25 protein-coding genes, 1 tRNA gene and 1 other RNA gene are annotated in these 21,771 nt (G+C 46.8%); 21 read left to right on the top strand and 6 right to left on the bottom strand.

What is annotated here, in order from left to right:
* Position 1 precedes the first annotated feature (1 nt).
* The 5 genes from C6G87_RS01200 to dxr are packed head-to-tail and all read left to right on the top strand — an operon-like array spanning position 2 to position 5,423.
* Positions 2 to 802, top strand: a complete 801-nt coding sequence (locus C6G87_RS01200) for an HpyAIV family type II restriction enzyme (protein ID WP_104751723.1) — start codon at positions 2 to 4, stop codon at positions 800 to 802.
* Positions 796 to 1,869, top strand: coding sequence for a DNA-methyltransferase (locus C6G87_RS01195; RefSeq protein ID WP_104751722.1), 1,074 nt, complete (start codon positions 796 to 798; stop codon positions 1,867 to 1,869). The genes C6G87_RS01200 and C6G87_RS01195 overlap by 7 nt, the downstream gene beginning before the upstream one ends.
* A 59-nt stretch (positions 1,870 to 1,928) precedes the next feature.
* Positions 1,929 to 3,533 (top strand): SLC13 family permease, encoded by a 1,605-nt coding sequence (locus tag C6G87_RS01190; RefSeq protein WP_104751721.1) that lies wholly within the window; start codon positions 1,929 to 1,931, stop codon positions 3,531 to 3,533.
* A gap of 2 nt (positions 3,534 to 3,535) precedes the next feature.
* Positions 3,536 to 4,321, top strand: coding sequence for a phosphatidate cytidylyltransferase (locus tag C6G87_RS01185; protein ID WP_104751720.1), 786 nt, complete (start codon positions 3,536 to 3,538; stop codon positions 4,319 to 4,321).
* Complete coding sequence (gene dxr / locus C6G87_RS01180) at positions 4,305 to 5,423, top strand: 1-deoxy-D-xylulose-5-phosphate reductoisomerase (protein ID WP_382262341.1); 1,119 nt, start codon at positions 4,305 to 4,307, stop codon at positions 5,421 to 5,423. The genes C6G87_RS01185 and dxr overlap by 17 nt, the downstream gene beginning before the upstream one ends.
* Positions 5,424 to 5,437: 14 nt before the next feature.
* Here dxr and C6G87_RS01175 read toward each other — a convergent pair whose 3' ends face one another.
* Positions 5,438 to 5,737, bottom strand: coding sequence for a type II toxin-antitoxin system RelE/ParE family toxin (locus tag C6G87_RS01175; RefSeq protein ID WP_233708945.1), 300 nt, complete (start codon positions 5,735 to 5,737; stop codon positions 5,438 to 5,440).
* Between the two features lie 176 nt (positions 5,738 to 5,913).
* Here C6G87_RS01175 and C6G87_RS01170 point away from each other — a divergent pair, with 176 nt between their 5' ends.
* The gene (locus C6G87_RS01170) at positions 5,914 to 6,672 is read left to right on the top strand and encodes a TSUP family transporter (protein WP_104751718.1); all 759 of its coding nucleotides are present in this window, start codon (positions 5,914 to 5,916) and stop codon (positions 6,670 to 6,672) included.
* Position 6,673: 1 nt separating this feature from the next.
* Here the strand turns inward: C6G87_RS01170 and C6G87_RS01165 are convergent.
* A tRNA-Phe gene (locus tag C6G87_RS01165) sits at positions 6,674 to 6,749 on the bottom strand.
* 72 nt (positions 6,750 to 6,821) lie between these two features.
* On the opposite strand from C6G87_RS01165, the gene C6G87_RS01160 reads away from it, so the two are divergent.
* The 3 genes from C6G87_RS01160 to C6G87_RS01150 are packed head-to-tail and all read left to right on the top strand — an operon-like array spanning position 6,822 to position 8,390.
* Entirely contained in the window at positions 6,822 to 7,601 is a 780-nt protein-coding gene (locus C6G87_RS01160) for an exodeoxyribonuclease III (protein ID WP_104751717.1), read from the top strand.
* Positions 7,579 to 8,061 (top strand): 4Fe-4S dicluster domain-containing protein, encoded by a 483-nt coding sequence (locus C6G87_RS01155; protein ID WP_104751716.1) that lies wholly within the window; start codon positions 7,579 to 7,581, stop codon positions 8,059 to 8,061. Before C6G87_RS01160 ends, C6G87_RS01155 begins: the two co-directional genes overlap by 23 nt.
* Positions 8,058 to 8,390, top strand: a complete 333-nt coding sequence (locus tag C6G87_RS01150) for a chaperone NapD (protein ID WP_104751715.1) — start codon at positions 8,058 to 8,060, stop codon at positions 8,388 to 8,390. Before C6G87_RS01155 ends, C6G87_RS01150 begins: the two co-directional genes overlap by 4 nt.
* On the opposite strand, the gene C6G87_RS01145 is transcribed toward C6G87_RS01150, so the two are convergent.
* From C6G87_RS01145 to panB, 4 genes are all read right to left on the bottom strand, one after another.
* On the bottom strand, positions 8,387 to 8,881 hold the full coding sequence (locus C6G87_RS01145) for a hypothetical protein (RefSeq protein ID WP_233708944.1): 495 nt from the start codon (positions 8,879 to 8,881) through the stop codon (positions 8,387 to 8,389). The two genes, C6G87_RS01150 and C6G87_RS01145, sit on opposite strands and share 4 nt — an antisense overlap.
* A gap of 42 nt (positions 8,882 to 8,923) precedes the next feature.
* Positions 8,924 to 9,284: a transfer-messenger RNA gene (gene ssrA / locus C6G87_RS01140) on the bottom strand.
* A 64-nt stretch (positions 9,285 to 9,348) separates the two neighbouring features.
* On the bottom strand, positions 9,349 to 10,347 hold the full coding sequence (gene ruvB, locus C6G87_RS01135) for a Holliday junction branch migration DNA helicase RuvB (RefSeq protein WP_104751714.1): 999 nt from the start codon (positions 10,345 to 10,347) through the stop codon (positions 9,349 to 9,351).
* Complete coding sequence (gene panB, locus C6G87_RS01130) at positions 10,347 to 11,153, bottom strand: 3-methyl-2-oxobutanoate hydroxymethyltransferase (protein WP_104751713.1); 807 nt, start codon at positions 11,151 to 11,153, stop codon at positions 10,347 to 10,349. The genes ruvB and panB overlap by 1 nt, the downstream gene beginning before the upstream one ends.
* Positions 11,154 to 11,275: 122 nt before the next feature.
* Between panB and C6G87_RS01125 the strand changes: the two genes are divergently transcribed.
* From C6G87_RS01125 to C6G87_RS01070, 12 genes are read left to right on the top strand one after another with little or no spacing between them, the layout of a single operon-like run.
* Positions 11,276 to 11,923 (top strand): hypothetical protein, encoded by a 648-nt coding sequence (locus C6G87_RS01125; RefSeq protein ID WP_104751754.1) that lies wholly within the window; start codon positions 11,276 to 11,278, stop codon positions 11,921 to 11,923.
* 46 nt (positions 11,924 to 11,969) lie between these two features.
* Positions 11,970 to 12,611, top strand: coding sequence for an outer membrane beta-barrel protein (locus C6G87_RS01120; protein WP_233708943.1), 642 nt, complete (start codon positions 11,970 to 11,972; stop codon positions 12,609 to 12,611).
* 9 nt (positions 12,612 to 12,620) lie between these two features.
* Positions 12,621 to 13,595 carry an outer membrane beta-barrel protein gene (locus C6G87_RS01115; RefSeq protein WP_233708942.1) on the top strand — a complete coding sequence of 325 codons (975 nt, stop codon included), beginning with the start codon at positions 12,621 to 12,623 and terminating at the stop codon, positions 13,593 to 13,595.
* Positions 13,596 to 13,606: 11 nt separating this feature from the next.
* A complete protein-coding gene (locus C6G87_RS01110) occupies positions 13,607 to 14,968 on the top strand; it encodes a M23 family metallopeptidase (protein ID WP_104751711.1) in 1,362 nt (453 codons plus the stop codon).
* Between the two features lie 3 nt (positions 14,969 to 14,971).
* Positions 14,972 to 15,571: a septum site-determining protein MinC gene (locus C6G87_RS01105; protein ID WP_104751710.1), complete on the top strand. Its 600-nt coding sequence runs from the start codon at positions 14,972 to 14,974 to the stop codon at positions 15,569 to 15,571.
* Positions 15,568 to 16,476, top strand: coding sequence for a UDP-3-O-acyl-N-acetylglucosamine deacetylase (gene lpxC / locus C6G87_RS01100; protein WP_104751709.1), 909 nt, complete (start codon positions 15,568 to 15,570; stop codon positions 16,474 to 16,476). The genes C6G87_RS01105 and lpxC overlap by 4 nt, the downstream gene beginning before the upstream one ends.
* A gap of 15 nt (positions 16,477 to 16,491) precedes the next feature.
* Complete coding sequence (locus C6G87_RS01095) at positions 16,492 to 16,962, top strand: hypothetical protein (protein WP_104751708.1); 471 nt, start codon at positions 16,492 to 16,494, stop codon at positions 16,960 to 16,962.
* A 53-nt stretch (positions 16,963 to 17,015) separates the two neighbouring features.
* The gene (gene thrB / locus C6G87_RS01090) at positions 17,016 to 17,924 is read left to right on the top strand and encodes a homoserine kinase (protein WP_104751752.1); all 909 of its coding nucleotides are present in this window, start codon (positions 17,016 to 17,018) and stop codon (positions 17,922 to 17,924) included.
* Entirely contained in the window at positions 17,914 to 18,174 is a 261-nt protein-coding gene (locus C6G87_RS01085) for a DUF448 domain-containing protein (protein ID WP_104751707.1), read from the top strand. Before thrB ends, C6G87_RS01085 begins: the two co-directional genes overlap by 11 nt.
* Positions 18,171 to 20,903 (top strand): translation initiation factor IF-2, encoded by a 2,733-nt coding sequence (infB, locus tag C6G87_RS01080; protein ID WP_104751706.1) that lies wholly within the window; start codon positions 18,171 to 18,173, stop codon positions 20,901 to 20,903. The genes C6G87_RS01085 and infB overlap by 4 nt, the downstream gene beginning before the upstream one ends.
* A complete protein-coding gene (rbfA, locus tag C6G87_RS01075) occupies positions 20,903 to 21,256 on the top strand; it encodes a 30S ribosome-binding factor RbfA (RefSeq protein ID WP_104751705.1) in 354 nt (117 codons plus the stop codon). Before infB ends, rbfA begins: the two co-directional genes overlap by 1 nt.
* Positions 21,250 to 21,699: a ribosome maturation factor RimP gene (locus tag C6G87_RS01070; protein ID WP_233708941.1), complete on the top strand. Its 450-nt coding sequence runs from the start codon at positions 21,250 to 21,252 to the stop codon at positions 21,697 to 21,699. Before rbfA ends, C6G87_RS01070 begins: the two co-directional genes overlap by 7 nt.
* The last annotated feature ends 72 nt before the right edge of the window (positions 21,700 to 21,771 follow it).

The raw sequence follows: 21,771 nt of genomic DNA, 5'->3' as shown, positions 1-21,771 counted from the left end.
AATGGACTATGTGGATTTTCAAGCAAAGCTTAATGCCGAAATTTTTGCTAAAGACATTTGTTACCAACTCTTGCTCGATGTGTTGCAACACCCTGAACGCTACACGGGATTATTTAGGGTGAGCAATGCCAAGACTAAATTAATCCAAAACCTCACGCAAAGCTATGAGATCAAGTTTGGTAATTTTTTGGAAAAAGTCCTAGGCGATTATATTCTTGAGATGGGCTATGAACCCCTAGATAAGCAGATAGGCACAGATGAAGAGGGCAACCCGCTTAGTGCCGATCAGGTGTTTCAAGATACACAGGCGATCTACTTGATCGAGCAGAAAATTAGAGATGACCATGACAGCACCAAAAAGCGAGGGCAATATGCCAATTTCTGTAAAAAAATTCAGGTGTTGCAACAAAGATTCCGGCATAAAACCCTAAAATCCTGCATGTGGTTTAGCGATGATGCGCTGAAGAAGAATCAAAAATACTATCAAGAACAAATAGCCCATCATTCTAACGAACAGACTTTTATTTGCTACGGCAGGGAACTCTTTAGTTGTCTATTTTGCAGAGAGGATATTTATGAGGAGTTTATCGCGCACTTGAAACGCCATAAAAAAGAACGCTGTCAGGATATCCTGAGTATTCCAGACTTTGATACGAGTGATGAGGCAAGGGAAGCGTTGCTGAAATTGCAAGCCAACAAGCCTAAACTCATCCAAAAACTACTCTCCAATCAAGAACCCTTTGTAGAACTTAGAGAAGAACTTTTTCCTACAGGAAAAAATCTCAAGGGTTTATCATGTTAGAAGTCGATCGCATTCTACAAGGAGATTGCCTAGAACTCTTGCCTACCCTGCCCTCTGAGAGTGTGGACTTGATCATCGCCGATCCACCCTATTTTATGCAAACGCATGGGGAGTTGTTGCGTGATAATGGGGAGGTCTTTATGGGCGTGTGTGCAGAGTGGGATCGTTTTGAGAGTTTGCAGGCTTATGATAACTTTTGTCTAGCGTGGCTAGATGAATGCAGACGGGTTTTAAAGGCGCATGGGAGTATCTGGGTGATGGGCTCGTTTCAAAATATTTACCGCCTGGGCTATTTGATGCAGAATTTGGGCTTTTGGATTCTCAATGATATTGTCTGGGCTAAACCCAATCCCGTGCCTAATTTCAGGGGTAGGCGCTTTTGCAACGCCCATGAAAGCCTGCTTTGGTGCGCCAAAGACAAACATGCCCGCTACACTTTTAATTACAAAACCATGAAAGCCCTCAACCACAACAAACAAGAGCGCAGTATATGGCAGATTGGGATTTGTATTGGCTCAGAGCGCCTGAAAGGCACCGATGGTAAAAAACTCCACCCCACCCAAAAACCCCAAGCCCTCTTAGAAAAGATCATTCTAGCCAGCAGTAAGCCCGGGGATTTAATCTTAGACCCCTTCTTTGGCACGGGCACCACGGGGGCGGTGGCTAAAAAATTTAAACGGCACTTTTTAGGCATCGAACAAGACCCCCTCTTTGTGCAGGAAGCCACCCAGCGTATTGCCCAAATCACCCCACTAAGCAATCCCTTCATAGAAGCTAGCCTAGAGATCAAGCCTCCCAAAGTGAGCTTAAGAGAACTCACTCTAGCGGGCTTTCTACAAGAGAAACAAGAATTTTACGACAAGCAGAAAAATTACATCTGTTACTTGCTAGAGAATCGCTTGCATGATCATCAAGAAGCCTTGAGTATCCACCAAATGGCGGCTAAACACTTGGGCAAGAAAAACCACAATGGTTGGGCGTATTTCTATGTGTTTTGGGAGGGGGATTTTGTGAGTATAGATGTGTTGCGTTATGCTTATGCGCGCTCTTGTGCGCCCCATTCTTAAGATTTAAACAAAATGTTAAGCCTTCTAGCTTACACTCCAGTTTTGTAAAAGGATCGCTAATGAAGGGTTTTAAGATCAGTGTGCCATGGGTGGGTTTTTGGGGGGGGTTGCTTTTGGCTTTGGGGGTGTATTGCGCCCTTAGCGCGCATTTAGAGGTCATTAAAAGCATATTGAGCAAACCCGGGCTCAAATTGGATTCTTTGCCCATCGTAGCGGGGGTGGCGGTTTTAATGGGGGTGTGGTGGATGAGCGAGGCGATCGAATTAGTCGCCACCGCTCTCTTGCCTTTAGTGCTCTTTAGTGCGTTGGGGGTGGCAAGCTTTAAAGAGGTGGGGGCTTCTTATGGGAGTCCTATTATCTTTTTATTCATGGGCGGGTTTGTGCTGGCGATGGCGATGCAACGCTGGAATCTGCATAGCCGTATCGCGCTCAGAATTATCCTCTTTGTGGGCACGAGTCCTAGGGCGTTGGTGGGGGGCTTTATGCTCGCGACCGCCTTTTTGTCCATGTGGGTCTCTAACACCGCTACGGCAGTGATGATGATGCCCGTGGGTTTGAGTGTGCTAAATTTGGTGGCAAAATTGCTCCAAGGGCAAGAACCCTTAAGCAAGCCCCAATCCCTAGACGACCCCCTCTCTTACCAATCTAGGCATGGCGGGGCATTGCACACCATTATGCATAAAACTAAAGAGGCGCTCCCCACTCCCACTCCGCGCACCAATTTTAGTATCTGTCTGATGTTGGGCATTGCTTATAGCGCCTCTATTGGCTCGCTAGCCACCCTCATAGGCACGCCCCCCAACGCCCTACTAGCTGGCTACATGCAAGAAGCCTTTCATCTTAAAATTGGCTTTGGGCAGTGGATGATCTTAGGCGTGCCCATCGCCTTACTCATGCTTATAGGGGCGTGGTTTCTGCTAACTTACATTATTTTTCCCATCAAGATTAAAGAAATCCCCGGGGGTAAGGAGGTGATCGCTAAGGAATTGCAAAAATTAGGACCGATGAGTCCCGGAGAGATTTGGGTGGCATGCTTGTTTGTGCTGGCGTGTTTGAGTTGGATTTTCTTAGGCACGCTTTTACACGCTATGGGGATCAAGATCGCCAATCTAGACTCCATCATCGCGATGGCAATCGCGCTTATCCTCTACATCATCCCCGCCCAACAAACCCGCTTGATTGATTGGGACACCATGAAAAAACTCCCCTGGGATGTGCTTTTGCTCTTTGGGGGCGGGCTGGCTTTGAGCGCGCAATTTGGCAAAAGCGGGCTTTCATTGTGGATCGGGCATCAAGTGGCGCATTTCTCCAATTTGCCCTTATTGCTCTTGATCGTGTTGGTGGCGGCGTTGGTGATCTTTTTAACCGAGGTAACTTCTAACACCGCCACAGCCGCCGCCTTTTTGCCCGTGATTGGGGGCGTGGCTTTGGGCTTGGGCTATGAGCACGCCCAAGCGTTATTTTTTACCATCCCTGTTGCCCTAGCGGCTACCTGTGCCTTTATGTTGCCCGTGGCTACCCCACCCAATGCGATCGCCTATGGTTCTGGCTATGTGCGCATTCAAGACATGATCAAAGCCGGGTTATGGCTCAATGTCTTAGGGATCGCGCTCATCAGCGCGATCACCTATGCCCTAGTGGGGGCAATCTTTGTTAGGAGTTAAAAATGGACTTCTCTAAGTTGAAGGGGGAGAAAACGCGCTACATCACGGGGCTAGTTTTAGTTGTCTTGGTGGGAGTTGTGCTGGCTTTTAATGATGTGCGTTTTGTGTGGGCGGTGCTGGGCGTGGCGTATTTGCTAGGTTTTCATGAGGCTTTAAAACTCTATGAAAAAACCCATGCTCTTAGTTTTTCGTTTTGGCACTATGGATTGGCTTTAGTGGTGTGGGGGCTTGCTTACATTAGCCCGCGTCCCGTTGAAAGCGCGTTGTTTGTGGGGATGTTTTTTGCCGGGGTCTTAGCCTTCAGAGCAAAGAATATTGCGCAGGTCCTGCCCCTCATTTACCCCACTCTGCCCTTTGTGATCCTCTTGGCGCTGTTTAAGGATTTTGGCGTACGCGGGGTGGTGTGGCTGGTGGTGATCGTGGTGGTGGCTGATGTGGGGGCGTATTTTGGGGGGAGATTGGTGGGCAAAATCCCCCTAAGTCCCACTTCGCCCAAAAAAACCCTAGAGGGCTCTTTGATTGGTCTAGCCCTTTCTAGCCTGTTGGGGGGATTGGTGGGCATGTGGAGTGTGGGTTTTGTGTGGGCGTTGGGGGTGAGCGTGATCGTGGCGTTGAGCGCGATTTTAGGAGATTTGTATGAGAGTTATCTCAAGCGCAGGGCGGAGGTCAAAGACAGCGGGGCGTGCTTGCCCGGGCATGGGGGAATCTTGGATCGCCTAGATGCCATGTTGTTTGGGGGGGTGAGCTTGCACTTCTTGTTATTTTTTGGAGATGTCTTCTTTGTCTGAGGCGGTGGTGATTTTAGGGAGCACGGGCTCAATTGGGACACAAGCCCTAGAAGTGGCGCAATTATTAGGGGTGCGCCTAGAAGCCTTGAGTGCCGGGCGCAATGAAGAGCTGTTATTGCAACAAATCCACGCCCACAAGCCCCAAAAAGTCTTTCTGCCCCAGCCTAGCCGTGCGTTCGTGCAGGCTTTGCCTAAAGAGGTGGTGTTGTTTCAAGGCACACATGGGCTAGAGGAGATGTTGGGTGCTTGCTGCTCTCATCTAGTGCTCAATGCCTTAAGTGGGTTTGCCGGCTTGCAGCCCACCCTAAGCACCTTGCAACAAGGCAAAACCCTAGCCTTAGCAAATAAAGAATCCTTAGTCGTGGCGGGCTGGCTCTTGCCCACCCAGAACATGATCCCCATTGATAGCGAACACTTCGGGCTGTGGAGTTTGCTCAAACAACGCTCTATATCAGAGGTGCAAACTTTATATTTGGGCGCGAGTGGGGGCGCGTTGCGCGATCTAGACCCTGAGCAAATCCCCCATCAAAGCCTAGAAAAAGTCCTCAAACACCCTAATTGGAGCATGGGCATGCACATCACCATCAACGCGGCTAACATGCTCAATAAGCTCTTTGAAGTGCTAGAAACGCGTTGGCTCTTTGGTATTAGCGCCATTGATGCCTATATTGAGCGCACTTCTAGCGTGCACGCCCTCGTGCGCTTTAAGGATCAAAGCCTGCACGCCCAGCTAGCCACCCCGGATATGAAGCTCCCCATCGCCCATGCCCTAGCCCCCAAGCTTGCCCCCAAGCTTGCCAGCATTGCCCCCCTAGATTTATGCGCCCTGCCCCCCTTGCGCTTTGAGCCCATAGACACGCGCAAATACCCCCTATGGGCTTTAAAGGACACCCTATTGCAGAACCCAAAATTAGGTGTGGTGTTGAATGCGAGCGCGGAGGCAGCCTGCCAAGCCTTTATAGAGGGCAAAATTGCCTTTGGGCAGATTGTCCAAGTAGTAGAACAAAGCCTAGCGCGCTTTGAGAGCGCGTGTAGGGGGCTTTCTCATTTGGAGGATATTTATCACCTAGACGCGCAGGTACGCGCGTCTATAGCGGTGTAGAGTAATATTAGAAATTATTTGAACACTTTATTATGCTTGCCCAAGCGCGCTAATTCTAAAGACGCGCCCATCGAGCGATAAATCAATACTAAATCAGGTTTTACATGACAATCTTGATAACTTAGATTGCCTTTCACTCTATGATTGGCATATTTAATAGGGATTACTCTTTGCGATTGTAGAATACAGATTGTAGATAGTAGCTCAAATAGGTCATTATTACTCAGTTTTTTAAGGGCACGTTTAAAAGAACTAGAAACGCGACATCCCATTTCCATAAGCTTTAGCAAAACCAAACGATATTGTGAACGCATGTTAGTATCCTTTCTTGCGTTAAAAAGTGCTTGCAAACTAAGGTCCAAAAAGATACTCCTTTAACCCGAGATAAAACCAAAGCTCCAACCATAGGAGCTTGGGGGATCGAATTCTAGCGATATAAACCTAAAATGTAGCTTTGTTATAATGGATGCGAATTGATGAGGAGTGTGCGATGGAGTTAGAATGGTATGTTTATGGGATCTTTTTTGTGGCGGCATTCAGCGCGGGGCTGGTGGATTCGATTGCTGGGGGTGGGGGGCTTATCACCGTGCCCACCTTGATGGCATTAGGAATCCCCCCCCACATGGTGCTAGCCACCAATAAATTACAAAGCAGTTTTGGGAGCTTCACCGCCGCGCTGAATTTCTGCTTAAAGGGCATGGTGCCTCTAAGAGAAGTCGCCTTTGGGGTGGGGTGTGTGGTGGTGGGCGCGGCGTTGGGTACGACCTTGATTTTATGGCTCAAGGCGGACATGTTGCGCGTACTCATCCCTATTTTCTTATCTTTGATCTTTATTTACACCTTGCTAGCTCCCAAAGTGGGGGAAGGGGATAGCCATCCTAGGGTCAAACCCGCCCTTTTCTATGGCATTTTTGGGTTAGGATTGGGGTTTTATGACGGCTTTTTTGGACCGGGTACGGGTTCGTTTTGGACTTTTGCCATGGTCGCGCTCTTAGGGCTGAACATGAAAAAAGCCACCGCGCGCACAAAAGTGTTCAACTTCACCAGCAATATTGTGAGCCTGAGCGTGTTTTTAATGGGGGGGGAGGTAATTTGGTCTGTGGGGCTCTTGATGGGGGCAGGGCAGATGTTAGGGGCATGGGTGGGCTCTAATTTGGTGATGGCTAAAGAAGTCAAGTTTATCCGCCGAGTCTTTTTATGCGTGGTGGGGGCGACAATTCTAAAACTTTTTTGGGATTTTATAGATTAGATGGTGGCTTGAGGCGGAATCGAACCACCGACACGAAGATTTTCAGTCTTCTGCTCTACCGACTGAGCTATCAAGCCAAAAGCGCAATTATACTACATAAGTCCCTAAAATTTAACTTAAAGTGTTATAATCGCTTTAAAAGGTGTTAGATGCGCTTAATTTCGTGGAATGTCAATGGCTTGCGCGCATGCATGCAAAAGGGTTTTAAAGAGTTTTTGCTAGCGAGCGAGGCTGATATTTTTTGTGTGCAAGAGACTAAAATGCAACCTGAGCAGGCGGATTTTGCCTTTGAAAACTACCATGCTTTTTGGAATAGCGCACAGAAGAAGGGCTATAGCGGGGTGTTGACCTTGAGCAAAAACGCGCCTTTGAGCGTGCGCTATGGATTGGGGCTAGAAGAGCATGACAACGAGGGGCGCGTGATCACTTGTGAGTATGAGAACTTTTACTTGGTCAATGTCTATACGCCTAATTCGCAAAGGGGGCTATTGCGCCTGCCTTATCGCCTGCAGTGGGAGAGCGCGTTTAGGGATTTTTTGCAGAATTTGGCAAGGCATAAGGGGGTGGTTGTGTGCGGGGATTTGAATGTCGCCCACAATGAGATCGATTTGACCAACCCGCAGAGTAACCGCTATAACGCGGGCTTTAGCGATCCCGAGCGCGATGCCTTTAGACAATTACTCCAACTGGGATTTTTGGACACCTACCGCCATTTTTACCCCAACCAAACAGAAGTGTACACATGGTGGAGCTATATGAGTCAAGCTCGAGCGCGCAATATCGGTTGGCGTATTGATTATTTCTTGGTCTCTCAGAACTTGCAAAATCAGCTCGCTGATGCGCAGATTCACGCCCATGTTTTAGGTAGCGATCATTGTCCTGTTAGTTTAGAAATAAGCGTACCCAATGAATCCCAAAAAACCCTTTAGAGAGATTTTCAAGGGCTTAAAGCCTAAAGCTTTTGTGATCCCCCTGCCCTATTTCAACCCCCAAAGGGCGCAAGGGTGCCTAGATTGTGTGGGGGGGTGCGTTTCAGCCTGTCCTGAACATATCATTGTCAAAAAAGAGGCGACACACCCTTATTTGGATTTTAAAGAGCGCGGGTGTACCTTTTGTGGGGAATGCGCGCAGGTGTGTGCTCAAGAGCACGCAGGGGTGTTAGAAAGGGAGCACTCTAGTGTCATAGGGGCGTGGGCACTCATTGATTCGCAAACCTGTTTGAGTTATCAAGGTGTGGTGTGCTTTGCGTGCAAGGACACATGCCCCTACAACGCCATTAGCTTTGAGGGCATGTTTTTCCCCCACATTCATGCCTCCTGTACGGGCTGTGGCATGTGTGCACCCGTGTGCCCTAGTCAGGCTATCTTGTTTGTAGAAAGGAAAACATGAATATTTCAAGTGTGATTGTCAAAGTCCAACCGGAGAGTTTTGAGCAGAGTTTAAAAACGATTGAGGCTTTGGAGTGTGTGGAGGTGCCCGCTTTCGATCAAGACAAAGGGGTGATCATCGCCTTGATCGAAGCTCCTGATGTGCAAGCAGAATTGTGCGCCAATAGAGAGATCGAAAACGCCCCCGGGGTGGTGAGCGCGCACATGCATTTTAGCTATTCAGATGAAAACCCCCTCCCCCCCAATATCCAAGCCAGTTTGGAGAAAATTGAAAAATCCCAAGACGCTAAAGCGGTGCGTTATGGTGGGGATATTAATAATTGGCTTTAATTAGCCTTGCGGGTGTTGAGCCATTGGGCTTTCAGATCCATAGCGGTGTGCAGGGAGTTTTGGAGTTGATTTGTAAGGGTGAGCACGGGAGTTATATCTGTGCTCCATTTAGTCTCTTTAAGCTCTTTTTGCAGCGCATCCACCAAATCTAATGCTTTATCTAAATCTACAGGGCGTTCTAGTGCCTTCTTAAACGCCTCTTCAAGTCCTTCTTTTTTTGTACCTTCCTGAGCGCCAGCATTGGGAGCAACGACGAGCTTAATCCCCTTGGCTTCTTGATAAAGATGATCGAGCTTTTTGACTTCGCGATAATCTCTACCTCTATCAATAGCCTCTTCTAAAATTTTGTTGCTGGCACTGACCAATTGCGTTGCCAATTCCGCACTCTTGGCTTCTGCATTGGCGAGCGCATGGACATCAATACCCATCAGTGAAGACGCTGTAGTCAGCATCCACAAAACAGACACTATAAAACATCGCTTCAGACTCATTGGCGTACTCAATCCTTCTTGCTATGGGGAAACATTGTAAAATGGTGGAGCTGTGGGGAATCGAACCCCAGTCCAAAAATCACATCCGTCCGTGGGCATCTACATGCTTAGAGAAGTGAACAAATTGTCGGGTTCTTCTTAAGCCACCTCTCTAGCTCAAATAAAGACCCCTAGCTCTAAATCTTACTTTAAAAAACGAGCACTTTTTAAAGGCATCTGGCTAACAATGATGGAATGCCAACAGGACACCAGCAACCCTGCCGACTTCCAGCTCGCTACGCAGCTTTAGCGTAGTTAGGAGCGTAATTAGGATTGTTTACGGTTATTGTTTGTGTCGTTTTACAAGAGACACTTGGCATGCAACCCACGCTATGCAACCCTTGTCGAAATCCTGTTCAGCCCCAAAAAACTTAGCAAAAACTAAGTGGTGCAGTATAGCATGCTATGCTTACAATTTTTTTAAATTTTTAGAGCAAGCGGGGGCGGCTGAGTTTGAGCGTTTCGTAAGTCTTGAGCGTGGCGATACGCCCCTTAGCCGTGCGCTCCAAATACCCATTAGCCAATAAAAAGGGCTCAATCACCTCTTCAATAGTGCTTTCATCTTCATGCAAACTGGCTGCAATGGTACTAAGCCCTAGGGCTTTGTTTTTGGCATTGGCTAAGAGATTGAGATAGAGCAAATCCAGCGCGTCAAAACCATGCGCGTTCACGCCCAATTCCTCTAGGGCAAAGAGTGTGGTTTGTAAAGAAATGCATGATTCATTGGCATGATCGGCAAAATCGCGCACGCGTCTTAGCAGTCTTAGCGCGATGCGGGGCGTGCCCCTAGATCGGCGCGCGATCTCCATGCTGGCTTGGGGCTCAATGTCCTTTTGCAAGCGCGCGCTCGCGCGCGTGATGATGGTGCTTAGTTCTTCTATGCTGTAAAACTGCATGCGAAAATGCATGCCAAAGCGCTCGCGCAGGGGGTTAGAGAGCAACCCGGCGCGCGTGGTCGCCCCTATGAGGGTGAAAGGGGCTAGATCGATCTTAATGGTCTGGGCAGCCGCTTTAGAGCCGATGATAATATCTAGCCTAAAATCCTCCATTGCCGGGTAAAGCACCTCTTCAATGGCCGGACTCAAGCGGTGGATTTCATCAATAAAGAGAATGTCTTTAGGGTTGAGATTGGTTAAAAGGGCGGCTAAATCGCCGGTCTTTTCAATCATGGGGGCGGTGGTAACTTTGATATTGGCATTAAGCTCTTTAGCGATGAGATGGCCTAGAGTGGTTTTACCCAAACCCGGAGGTCCAAAGAAAAGCACATGATCTAGGGTGTCTTGGCGTTTGCGTGTGGCGCTAATAGAAACTTGCAATAATTTTTTAATCTGTTCTTGCCCGATATAGTCCTCCCACAAGCTAGGGCGTAGGCTTAAAGATTCTTGCTCTTCTAGGTCTAGTGCCTCCACATTGACGAGTCGTTGCATTAGTAACTCTCTTGCTCAGAGGGGAAATGCCCTGTTTGGATGTCTTGGACATAGCGTTGCAACGCCTCTTCTATGAGAGTGCCCCCCTCTAAATAGGTGCGCACAAATTTAGGTTTAAACGCCTTGAATAGTCCTAGCAGATCGCTAAAGACTAAAATTTGTCCATCACACCCCGCCCCGCTCCCTATGCCTATGGTGGGGATCTTTAAGCGTTGGCTAATCTCTGTAGCCACAGATGCGACCACGCCTTCTAACACCACCAAGCTAGCCCCTGCTTCCTGCACGCTCAAAGCGTCTTCTAAAAGTTGGCGCGCGCTTGTGGGTGTTTTGCCCACAATCTTATAGCCCCCCACCGCGCGCACACTTTGGGGCAACAACCCTATATGCCCCACCACCGCCACGCCTTCTTGTACCAATCTTGCAATCAAGGGCGCACGCGCCTGTCCGCCCTCTAATTTGATCGCATCTGCACGCGTTTGTTGGTAGAATTTTAAAGCATTTTTGAGGGCTTGTTTTTCATGGGTGTAGCTCCCATAGGGCATATCCGCTACTACAAAGGCACGTTGCACACCCCGACACACCGCCTTAGTGTGATAGAGCATTTCTGCCATGCCCACACTCAAGGTATCCGGTTTGCCCGCAAAACTCATGTTCAAGCTATCGCCCACTAAAATCAGATCTACATGGGGGTCAAATAGGCTTGCAAAGAGCGCATCGTAAGCGGTGATCGCGCTGATCTTGCTAGGACTTGCGCCTTCTTTAGGGTGTTTTTTACGATACAGAGAATCTAAGGTGATTTTTTTCATGACTACACTTTTTGAGAGATTTTACCTTTAAAATGCTATGATAAGATTAAAATCTTTCACTAGGGTTGGTATTGCAGATCTGCGGGGCGCTTAGGCTGTCTGCTTTGGTTTTGTCAGGGCAGATGTTGTGGAGTATAGATTACAAAACGCTCGACCCCAAATACTACAAATACATTAAGTTTTACGAAAAATACACTGATAGAGAAATTGCTCTCCTGATTGATGATATTAAGGATGCAGAAAGCAAAACAGGCTTATTGCTGGGACTTAGCACAGGTTTTTTCTACAATAGTGCGATCAAACACGCCATGCAAGAGGGTACAATCCGGGGGAAGCGTATGGACTATCTTTGGAGTATCGGCGTGCGCTTTGGCTACCAAACTTTTCGCCCCTCGCTCTTTGCTAAAACCATGCGCCCCAATTTCATAGGGCGTAGGATTTACATCCAATACATCGGGGCGATTCCCAAACAAGCCAATATCGGGCGTATCGGTTATCAGAGCGCAACTATCAATGCGGATTTGATGATCGATCCTACTCTGCCTTTAGTAAAGCGTTACCTTTCGATGGGCTTTTTATTGGGAGTGGGGCTGGGGGTGATCACGCAAGGAGCAAGTACCAACGCTTTTTTTGGCATGATGGCCAATGCGGGGATCGCCTTTAGTATCTTTGGGCATAACCGCGTGGAACTTGAGTTTAAAGCAATCACCAACAAAGATATTTCTTGGTGGGGAACACTCATGCATGTGGGATACCAGTATGTTTTCTAGACACATGTTATTATCAAAATTTTTTTTAGGTGCGTTCCTCATAGAGATGTGTTGGGCAGGAATGCCTGCCCAAGAACAGCGTAGCGCGCGTGCGGAAAAAGAATTTCAGATTTACATGCTCAAAGGGCAACTCTTTGAGGCAGCACAAAGAAAATTTGCTCAAGAAGTAGCCCGCCAAAAAAGTGGACCTTTTATAGGTTTACTCTTGGCACAGGCGCGTGTTAAAGTTGATGGAACGAGTAATGGGAGTTTACCCCTTCTGTATGGCTTGAAAGCGGGCTATCAAAAGTGTATTAGAAGCGATGTGGGTGGCTTGCGTGTGTACGGGGAATATATGGGTGGTGTTAATAGGAGTGTTTTAAAGCCCGAGCAGTCTAGTTCTTATCAGATAGTGAGCTTCAATGTAGATTTAGTGATGGATAAATCTATGGACAAGAAAAAGAAATATGCTATCGGGGTTTTTGGAGGGCTTGGCGTGGGTTGGAGCGCCTACAAGGATTATCCCAGCGCATTGCACAATCCCAATAGTTTTGGATTAGTGGTTAATTTGGGAGTGGCTTTAACTCTAGATACCCGACACCGCATCGAACTCGCTTTAAAAATTCCTCCTCTTAAAACTACCCATGCCTTTTCTTACAGCTTTGTGAGCGGGAATGCCTACTACATCAGCTATAATTTTTTGCTTTAGGAAATAGCAATGAAATCCTTAATAGTAGCGGGTATGGTGGCGACAAATCCAAGCGTAACACCTCATCCGTCCTTACAAACTTCACAGCCACATACGCCACAAGCAATCTCCACAATACCCTCCGATCCTGAAATCGAACAACTCAAAGAACAGATTAGGGATTTGGGGGGTGTGCCAGAAACACAATTTTATTATGCTAAAAAATACATTGAAAAGCATTATAAAAACAAAAGCGAAGCTTTTAAAGCTAAAAAGTTGGAAAGCTATAAGATTGCTAAGGAAAAAAGTGGCTTTTTTTTAGGGGGAGGCTATGGTGTTGGGATTTTAGAGGAAAGTTATACTGGGGTGCAGGTCATAGACACCACTTTGGGAATCCCTGTTGCTAATGATGTCTTTAATACCAATGTAACCATCAAGGGCGTAGCTAATATGTTGAATTTAGAGCTTGGTTACCAGCAATTCTTCAATCTTTACTTTGGAACACGGATTTATGGAGATTTGCTCGTTGTGCCCGGACTTGCTACAATCAGCACACTGAACAATAAAAATAGCTCTAAGGGTTTTGGGAAATGGGTTTATGGATTAGGGTCTTTAAATATGGATGCGTTGGTAGATGTGCCTTTGGATAAACAAAAGCAACATTTCATCGGTGCCTATGCGGGTTTTGGTGTGGGCATGATGGTGTTACGCGGGATGAGCAGTAGCGCTTTTAATGAAGTGATTGCCAACGCCTATAAAAGCTCCAATGTGTTTTGGAAAATGCTCATGCAAGCTGATTACACGATCAATATTGGACTGGTTTTCACTTATAAGCGGCATTTGCGTTTTGAATTAGGCACTAAGATTCCTTTGACCTATTTGCGTCTTGGTATGGAGAGCGCAGCCACTTATTATAATGGGCAGAATAGTCGAACATTGATTGGCAACAACATCGGTTTTAAGCGTTCTAGCTTTGCTGTGTTGAATGTGCTTTATGTTTTTTAGGGAGATAAATCGTGTTGCGTTGGATTATCATGGCATTGCTTATAGGATGCGGGTATTTGAGTTATAATTATTGGATTAGCAAAGATAATCAGGGGCGTATTAGCTTGGCGATGAAAGTTATCAAAGCGAGCGGCAAAAGGACTCCTATGCAGGATGTGATCATTGAGAATCCTACGCATTGGAATCTGCAACATCGCATGGTCGTTACTTTGGAGTCTCCCTCTAAAATTCGCTCTTACCATGTCAAAGTTTCTACTAACGATCATCTAGTGGTTTATGAAAAAAAACAAATAGTCTTAGACGAACCTAGTCGTTTGAATTTTGACTTGCCTAAGCCTAGTATCCAGCTGGGCGATCAAACCCTCCTGCACTATGAAATTACCATGCGCGATTGGAGCAATGCAAACTTCTTCAGCGGTAACACCAGCACAACTAAATTTGATCTAACACTAGACACCACAGCGCCCACTATCCAAACCATTGCCCAATCTCCTAGTATTACTTATGGAGGTAGCGCCTTAGTGGTTTTCAAAGTTGATGAAGAGTCTTTAGATGCGGTATGGATTCACAATGGAAGTCAGGATTTTAAAGCTTTCCCCTTTACCAAAGACAAATATTATGCTTCTATTCTACCATGGTCTTTACAGCAACGTGCCTTTAGCGCCACCATTATTGCACGCGATAAAGCCTACAATACCAAAACATTGCCCATAAGTTTTACACAAATTACCAAGATCCCCTATATTGAACACAAAATTGACATGGCTAAAAAATATCCACGTGAAGCGGAAGCCATAGCAAGTCTCAACACTTATCCTGATTTTGAACGCGCTAACATGCGCACTAATATTCAAGAAATTATCAAACAGGATTTAGCCAACTTTCCCACCTATGATGCTTTCAGATTTAAAACATTTAACCCTTTAGGCGTTGGAAAACCTAGAATCTTGATCGCTTTTGGCACTAAAAGACGCTATTTCTTCAAAAGAAACTTATTGAGAGAATCCTTGCATTTGGGCGTGGATTTCTTTGGAAAGCGTTCTAAAATTATTGCCAGCAATGAAGGGCGCGTGGTGTTGGCAGAAGAAATGCAAAGTTATGGAAAGAGTGTGCTTATATCCTATGGTTTGGGTTTACATGCACTCTATGGGGGACTCTCTTCGCTTCTAGTGAGAAAAGCAGATTCGGTAGAACCTACAAGCGTGCTAGGGATCAGTGGCAAGAGTTTTATGAACAAAGTCGATCATGTACATTTTGAAGTGTTAGTACAAGGTGTGTCGGTGCGCCCGCATGAGTGGATGGATACTCTTTTTATCCAGCGCCTTAATGATGTGTTGCACCAAGCACAACGGCGTATTCAAGAACAAAGGTGATCGGTGTTACAAACTAGACAAAAGCAAGTGCGTTGCTTTGAGTTAAGCATCGCGCGCAAGGAACAATACCTGAATTTTATCCATAAAAACGCCCCGCTTTTGCAAGACTATTTACTTTTATTTAAAGCCCCTCCAGAGTTGGAAGTGTTGGAAGTCCTAGCTCACTATGGACTTGCTTACAGCGTGAGCGCTAGGGAGCTTAAGGGAAAACCCAGCGATCAAATTGTGATTTATGAAGCTATGGAGGCTTTAGAATCTGTGGAGACTAAATCCCCCCAGCCTATTTTGGATCGTGTGCAAATTTTTGAACGTCATATCCGCAGCGGAGAAGAAATCGATAGTCTTTCTAGCCTGATCTTTTTGGGCAATATTAATCATGGCGCTAAGATTGTTTCAGAACAGAATATTAGTATCTATGGGCGTTGTGAAGGGATTATTATTTGCATGGGGGTGTGTATGGTGCTTAAAAATGTGTATTCTGCCCATATCACTTTTCAAGGCGAAATTCTTAATGACGTAATGTTGGCGCGCATTAACGAAAATGACAAGTTAAAATTGATAACTAGAAATGACGATATAATTAAAATAAAGGATATTGCATGAAAGAGAGAACCATTGCAAGAAGTGTAGAAGTTGTTGGAATTGGCTTGCACAAGGGTGTGCCCGTTAGAATGGTTTTAGAACCTTTAGGGGCAGGGCATGGAATCGTGTTTGTGCGCTCAGATTTGCATGCACAAATGCCCTTATCGCATAAGAGCGTGGTAGACACCACGATGGCAACGACTTTGAGCTCCCGGAATAACCCCAGGGCGCGTATTTCTACTGTGGAACATTTGCTTTCAGCAGTGAGTGCTTATGGGATCGATAATCTTAAAATCTCTGTAGACAATGAAGAAATTCCTATTATGGACGGCTCTGCCATTGCCCACTGCATGCTCTTGGATGAAGCGGGCATTGTGGAGCTGGAAGCCCCCAAGTCTTTTATGCGTATCACACGGGAGGTAGAGGTTAGGGATGGGGTCAAGTTTGCTAAAATCAGCCCTAACCCGTCTCTCTCTTTTGACTTTACTATCAATTTTCCTCACCCCATGATTAGAGAGCAACATTACCACTTTGAATTTTCAAGGCAGCAGTATAAAGAGCAGATCGCCCGCGCGCGTACCTTTGGTTTTTTGCAGGAGGTGAATTACTTGCGTTCTATCGGACTTGCTAAGGGTGGGAACTTGAATAATTGCATTGTATTAGATGAGCAGGGGATCGTCAACCAAGAAGGGTTGCGTTATGAAGAGGAGTTTGTGCGCCATAAGATTTTAGATGCAATGGGAGATTTAGCGTTTTTAGGCATGGGAGTTATTGGGGCGTATCACTCTTACATGGGAAGCCATAAACTCAATGCCATGCTTGTCAATGAGGTTTTAGAAACGCAAGCTTATGAGGTGGTACATGTATCTCCTACACCACAAAAGCAGGATACTTCTTCTGCAGAAGTAGCTGTTGCCTATCACTAAGTTTAGGGTTTGTCGGTGCGATCATGCGCGCTTGTAGTGCTTGCTTTACAGAGTCCTGTACAAATGGGTGTTTATGTGCAAAACGAGTTGTGCTATAGCTTGAGTTCTACCAAACAAGCTAGTCTTGCGCTAACCACATTGTTTGGATATGTCGCTAAATGGATTGCGTGCAGGAACTACACCTTGCGAACCCTCTACTACGCCACTGGTCCGGGGAGTTTTACCGCGATGAAGCTCGTGCATGTCTTTGTGCACACTCTAGCAATCACACAAAATCTTAAGCTTTATGGGGCTTTGGGCTTTGTCTTTAATGCCTATCAACCTATTAGAGCTTTTGGTAAAAGCTACTATGTATACCATCAAGGTACAATCTGTTTAAGTCCTTTGGAAAGTCCTAAGGTTCAAACCATGCAATTGCCAGTTCTTCTTAAGCCTAATTTGTTTGATGCAGACCCCAAACCTTTATATCTTTTGCCCCCTGTTTAGGGTAAAAAACGCAATATTAAGCTATAATGTGGCATCAAAATTTAGGAAGTGATTTGGTTGTCAGTGTGCCTGCCACAAGCGCGAACTTGGGACCGGGGTTTGATTGTCTAGGTCTGAGCTTGAATCTTAAGAATCGCTTTAGCGTCGTGCCTTCTGTATTTACGAGTATCAAGATTCAGGGCGAAGGTGAAGGTTTCTCTAAATTTTTGGTGGACAACATTTTTGTTAACTTGTTCAAAAACGCGTTACAGAAGCGGGGTATACAGCAGAATTTTGAATTTCTCTTTCACAATGCTATCCCCATTTCTAGAGGATTGGGTAGTAGTTCTGCAATTATTGTGGGCGCTTTGAGCGCAATTAATTATTATTTGAATGGTACGATTGAAAAAGAAGAAGTGTTAAACGCAAGCTTGGTCTATGAATCCCACCCGGATAATATCACTCCAGCGGTTTTTGGGGGGTTTAATGTCGCTATGGTCGAAAAATTTCCCAATCAAGAATCCACTGAAAACAAAAAAAAAGTTCATCATTTGCGCACCTTAATTCCTAGTTACCTCAAAGCGGTTGTAGTGATCCCTCCTCATACCATTTCTACAAAACTCTCACGACAAGCGTTGCCCAAGCGTTGCAGCCACTCTGATGCGGCTTACAATCTAGCACATGCTAGTTTGATGTGCATGGCTTTTAGCCAAGAGAAATGGGATATATTACAAGTGGCCTCTAAGGATCGTTTGCATCAGGATAAGCGCATGAAACTCTATCCCGTGCTCTATGGCGTGCAGAAAATGGCGTTAGAACATGGCGCGTTGATGAGTACACTCTCTGGGAGCGGTTCATCGTTTTTTAACATGTGTTATGCTGAAGATGCGCATGCGTTGCAAACAAGATTACAAGAAAAATATTATAATTTCAGGGTATTGTCGTTAGATTTTGACAATGAAGGAGTGCAGATTGAAGACTAGCGTCTTTTTTTCTAAAAACGCGGTACGCACATGTGTGTGTTGTAGGGAGCGTTTAATGCAGGCAGAGTTATTGCGTTTTAGTGTGCAGGGTAGTAAAATTGTTGTGTTTCAAGGAAGCGGGCGTAGTTTTTATTTGTGCGGCGCATGCCTGCATGCCAAGAATGTTTATAAACAAGTCTTGAAAGTCAGGCATGCCCCCAAAAATAAAAACTACATTCAAGCGTGGCTAGAAGAGGTAAGAGCGTCATGAGTGATATCGCATTGAAGGATTTTGTATTAGAGCTGGGCAGAACCGATGTGAAAATGGTGATTGAGGAAGCCAAGGAAATTGGCTTGAATCTTAAAACAAATTCTAGTTTGGATGAAGAAACTGCTACCAAACTTTACGATTTCATCACCAATAAGCTCAACGCGCGCATTCCTAAGCGCCCTTCTAAAAGAGCTTCTTCTGCTAGCAAAGCTAAAATGGAAGCACTTTCTAAATCAGAGGTAATCGCCCCTATAGCTTCTCCGCAGACCCCTCCCAAGGAGGAGAGTGTACCCACCCCCAAAGCTCCGCGTAGCGTTTCTAGAAAACGCAGCATTGAGATCGTAAGCACCGGCACGCCCCCTAAGCCCAGTCCCTCTCAATCTCCCAAGCTCAGCTCTGCTCCAGTGCCACAAATCAGCAAAGCCCAGCCAAGTCCTCTTAAAAACACCCCTCCCAAAGTGGAATCCGCTCCTCCATCTCCACCCCCCGCTCCAAACCCTACGCCCCAACAAGAAAGCCTAGTTGCCCCTACAGAGCCCCCTGTTGCGCCCAAAGAACCCAATGCGCTCTCTAGAAGAACACGCGGAATCCGCATTGTCAAACGCACCGATCAAGAAGAGGCGGCTTTGGCTAGGGCGGCTCTAGCCTCTATGATGAGTCATAAGGAATCAGGTGAGAAAAAGGCTAAGAAACCCTCTAAACCCAAGAGTGCTGCCAAACCCAGCCCCAAGAATCGTGCCCAAAGGTTGGATTTCTCACAAAATCGCGATTTTAACGATCTCTATGAAGACGAACAAGATGAAATCATGCTCTTTGATTTCCACGCTCAAGATTTGGAGATCAAAGAAGAAACCCCCCCTAAGGCGATCACCGATAAAGTCAAAATCCAGCGTAAAACCCCCTGGGTCAATGAAGGGGGGATTCGCCGCGCCACCAAGAAGAGACGGGTTTATCGCCCTGAAAGCACCCAAAAGAGCGTGCAAAATAACATCACCATCTCTGAGGAAGTGCGGGTTTATGAATTTGCCCAAAGCGCAAATCTCAACTTGGCAGATGTGATCAAGACCCTCTTTAATTTGGGCATGATGGTTACTAAAAACGACTTTTTAGACCGCGATGCGATTGAGATTTTAGCCGAAGAGTTTAAGCTAGAGGTGCAGATTGAGAGCGCACAGGTTTTTATCCCCGAAGAAGAAGAAACCAGCACAGAAACATTGAGCGAGCGCCCCCCTGTGGTAACGATCATGGGGCATGTAGACCATGGCAAGACTTCTTTATTGGATAAGATTCGTAACCAGCGCGTGGCTGTGAGCGAAGCAGGTGGGATCACCCAGCACATCGGGGCTTACATGGTGCAAAAAGATGGCAGGTGGATCTCTTTTATTGACACCCCCGGGCATGAAGCCTTCAGACAGATGCGCGAACGCGGGGCGAAGGTAACCGACATCGCCATCATTGTGATCGCTGCTGATGATGGGGTCAAACCCCAAACCATTGAAGCGCTCAAGCAGGCTAAGGATGCCGGTGTGCAGATCATTGTGGCGATGAACAAGATTGATAAAGAAAACGCCAATGTGGACAAACTCAAAGCCGAATGCGCCGAGTTGGGTTTTAGCCCGCGCGATTGGGGCGGGGAGTTTGAATTTATCCCCATTTCGGCTAAGACGGGGCAGGGCATTGACACCCTCTTAGAAACCATTTTGATCCAAGCAGAGATCATGGAGCTTAGAGCCCCTGAAAAGGGGAGCGCGCGCGCGGTGGTGTTAGAGGGGAGTGTAGAAAAGGGACGGGGTGCGGTCGCCACCGTGATCGTGCAACAAGGCACGCTCAAAGTGGGCGATGCGGTGGTGGCAGATATTGCCTTTGGCAAGATTAGGACGATGACCGATGATCAAGGCAGCAGTGTTAAGGAGCTCAAACCCTCTTGTGTAGCGCTCATCACGGGCTTAAGCGAAGTGCCCATGGCAGGTTCAACTTTGATCGCCGTGGAGAATGAAAACACCGCGCGCTCCTTAGCGCACAAGAAGGCGACTTACTTGCGTCAAAAAGCCTTGAGCAAGAGTACAAAGGTGCATATTGACGAGCTCGCCTCTATGGTCGCCACTAAAGAACTCACCCAAATCCCCGTGGTGCTCAAGGCGGACACACAGGGCTCTTTGGAGGCGATCAAGCATAGCTTGTTGGGCTTGAATAACGAAGAGGTGAGCGTGCAAATCATTGGTGCGGGAGTGGGAGGGATTAGCGAGAACGATCTTAGCTTGGTCGCCAATAACGCGCACGCGCTCGTGTTGGGCTTTAATATCCGCCCCACCGGCATTGTGCGCACGCGCGCCAAAGAATTGCGCGTGGAGATCAAAACCTATAGCGTGATCTACGCGCTCTTAGATGACATGAAAGCCCTAGTGGGCGGGTTGATGAGCCCGCTCATTCACGAAGAAGACACCGGGCAAGCCCAAGTGCGCGAAACCTTTGTGATCCCCAAAGTGGGCACGATTGCTGGGTGCATGGTGGTTGATGGGGTGATCAACAAGGGGATCAAGGTGCGCCTCATTAGAGAGGGCGTGGTGGTGCATGTGGGTAAGATCATTTCTCTCAAACGCTTTAAAGACGATGCCAACGAAGTTTCTAAGGGCTATGAATGCGGGATCATGCTGGAGCGTTATAACGATGTGCGCGTGGGCGATGTCTTTGAAAGCTTTAAAGAAGTCCAGCAGGCTAGGGTGCTCTGATGGAGAATATCCATGCCAAACGCCTTGATGCGGGTTTGTTAGAGTATCTGCAAGAAGCCTTGAGCGCGCTAGGCGATCCTAGATTGCACGCGCTCACGCTCACTAGGGCGCATTGTTCTAAGGGCAAGTACCACGCCCACATTTACCTAGATGGGCGTTTTTTGGACGCACAAGAAAGAAGCGCTATTTTCAAAGCTCTAAAAAAAGCCACGCCTTTACTCAGAGCGCATGTCTTACAGGTGAGCGGGTGGTTTAAATGCCCCCAATTGAGCTTTCATCTTGATGAATCCTTAGAACAAGAGGCGCGCCTAGAGAGTCTCTTTGCAACGATTGCCAAGGAGTCCAAGTGCTAGAGCATTTAGAACCCCTCTTAGAAAACACCCTACAGAGTATGGATTGCGCGCTTTATGATGTCGCTTTATTGAAAGAAAACCAGCGCGATATTTTGCGCATTAGCATTAAAGCCCTAAAAGGTCCCACAACCCTGGACACATGCCAAGAAGCTAGTTTGCTCATTTCGCCCTTGTTAGATGTGCATGCCAACATGCCCGGTGCCTACACCCTAGAGGTGAGCTCTATGGGCTTGGAGCGCGCTTTGAGCAAGTTGAGGCATTTTGCGCTCTCTATTGGGGACTTGGTGGAGGTACGCACTTTAGATCACCAACGCTTTAAGGGCGTGGTGCAGGAGGTGCAAGGGGATGTCATTGTCTTTAGACTAGAAGAAGAGATCAAACATGTACCCTTTGCCCAAATCAAAAAAGCTAAAAGCGTGTTTGAGTTTGAGAAAGTTAAATAGTAAGAATGCGGGGTTGCCTTGGGCAAGAGTGATCGGCGGTTTTGGTGGGTGTTGGGGGGGGTATTTTTAGGG

The organism is Helicobacter baculiformis, from assembly GCF_900197685.1.
Classification (GTDB): domain Bacteria; phylum Campylobacterota; class Campylobacteria; order Campylobacterales; family Helicobacteraceae; genus Helicobacter; species Helicobacter baculiformis.
This window is presented reverse-complemented; position numbering and strand designations above follow the sequence as displayed.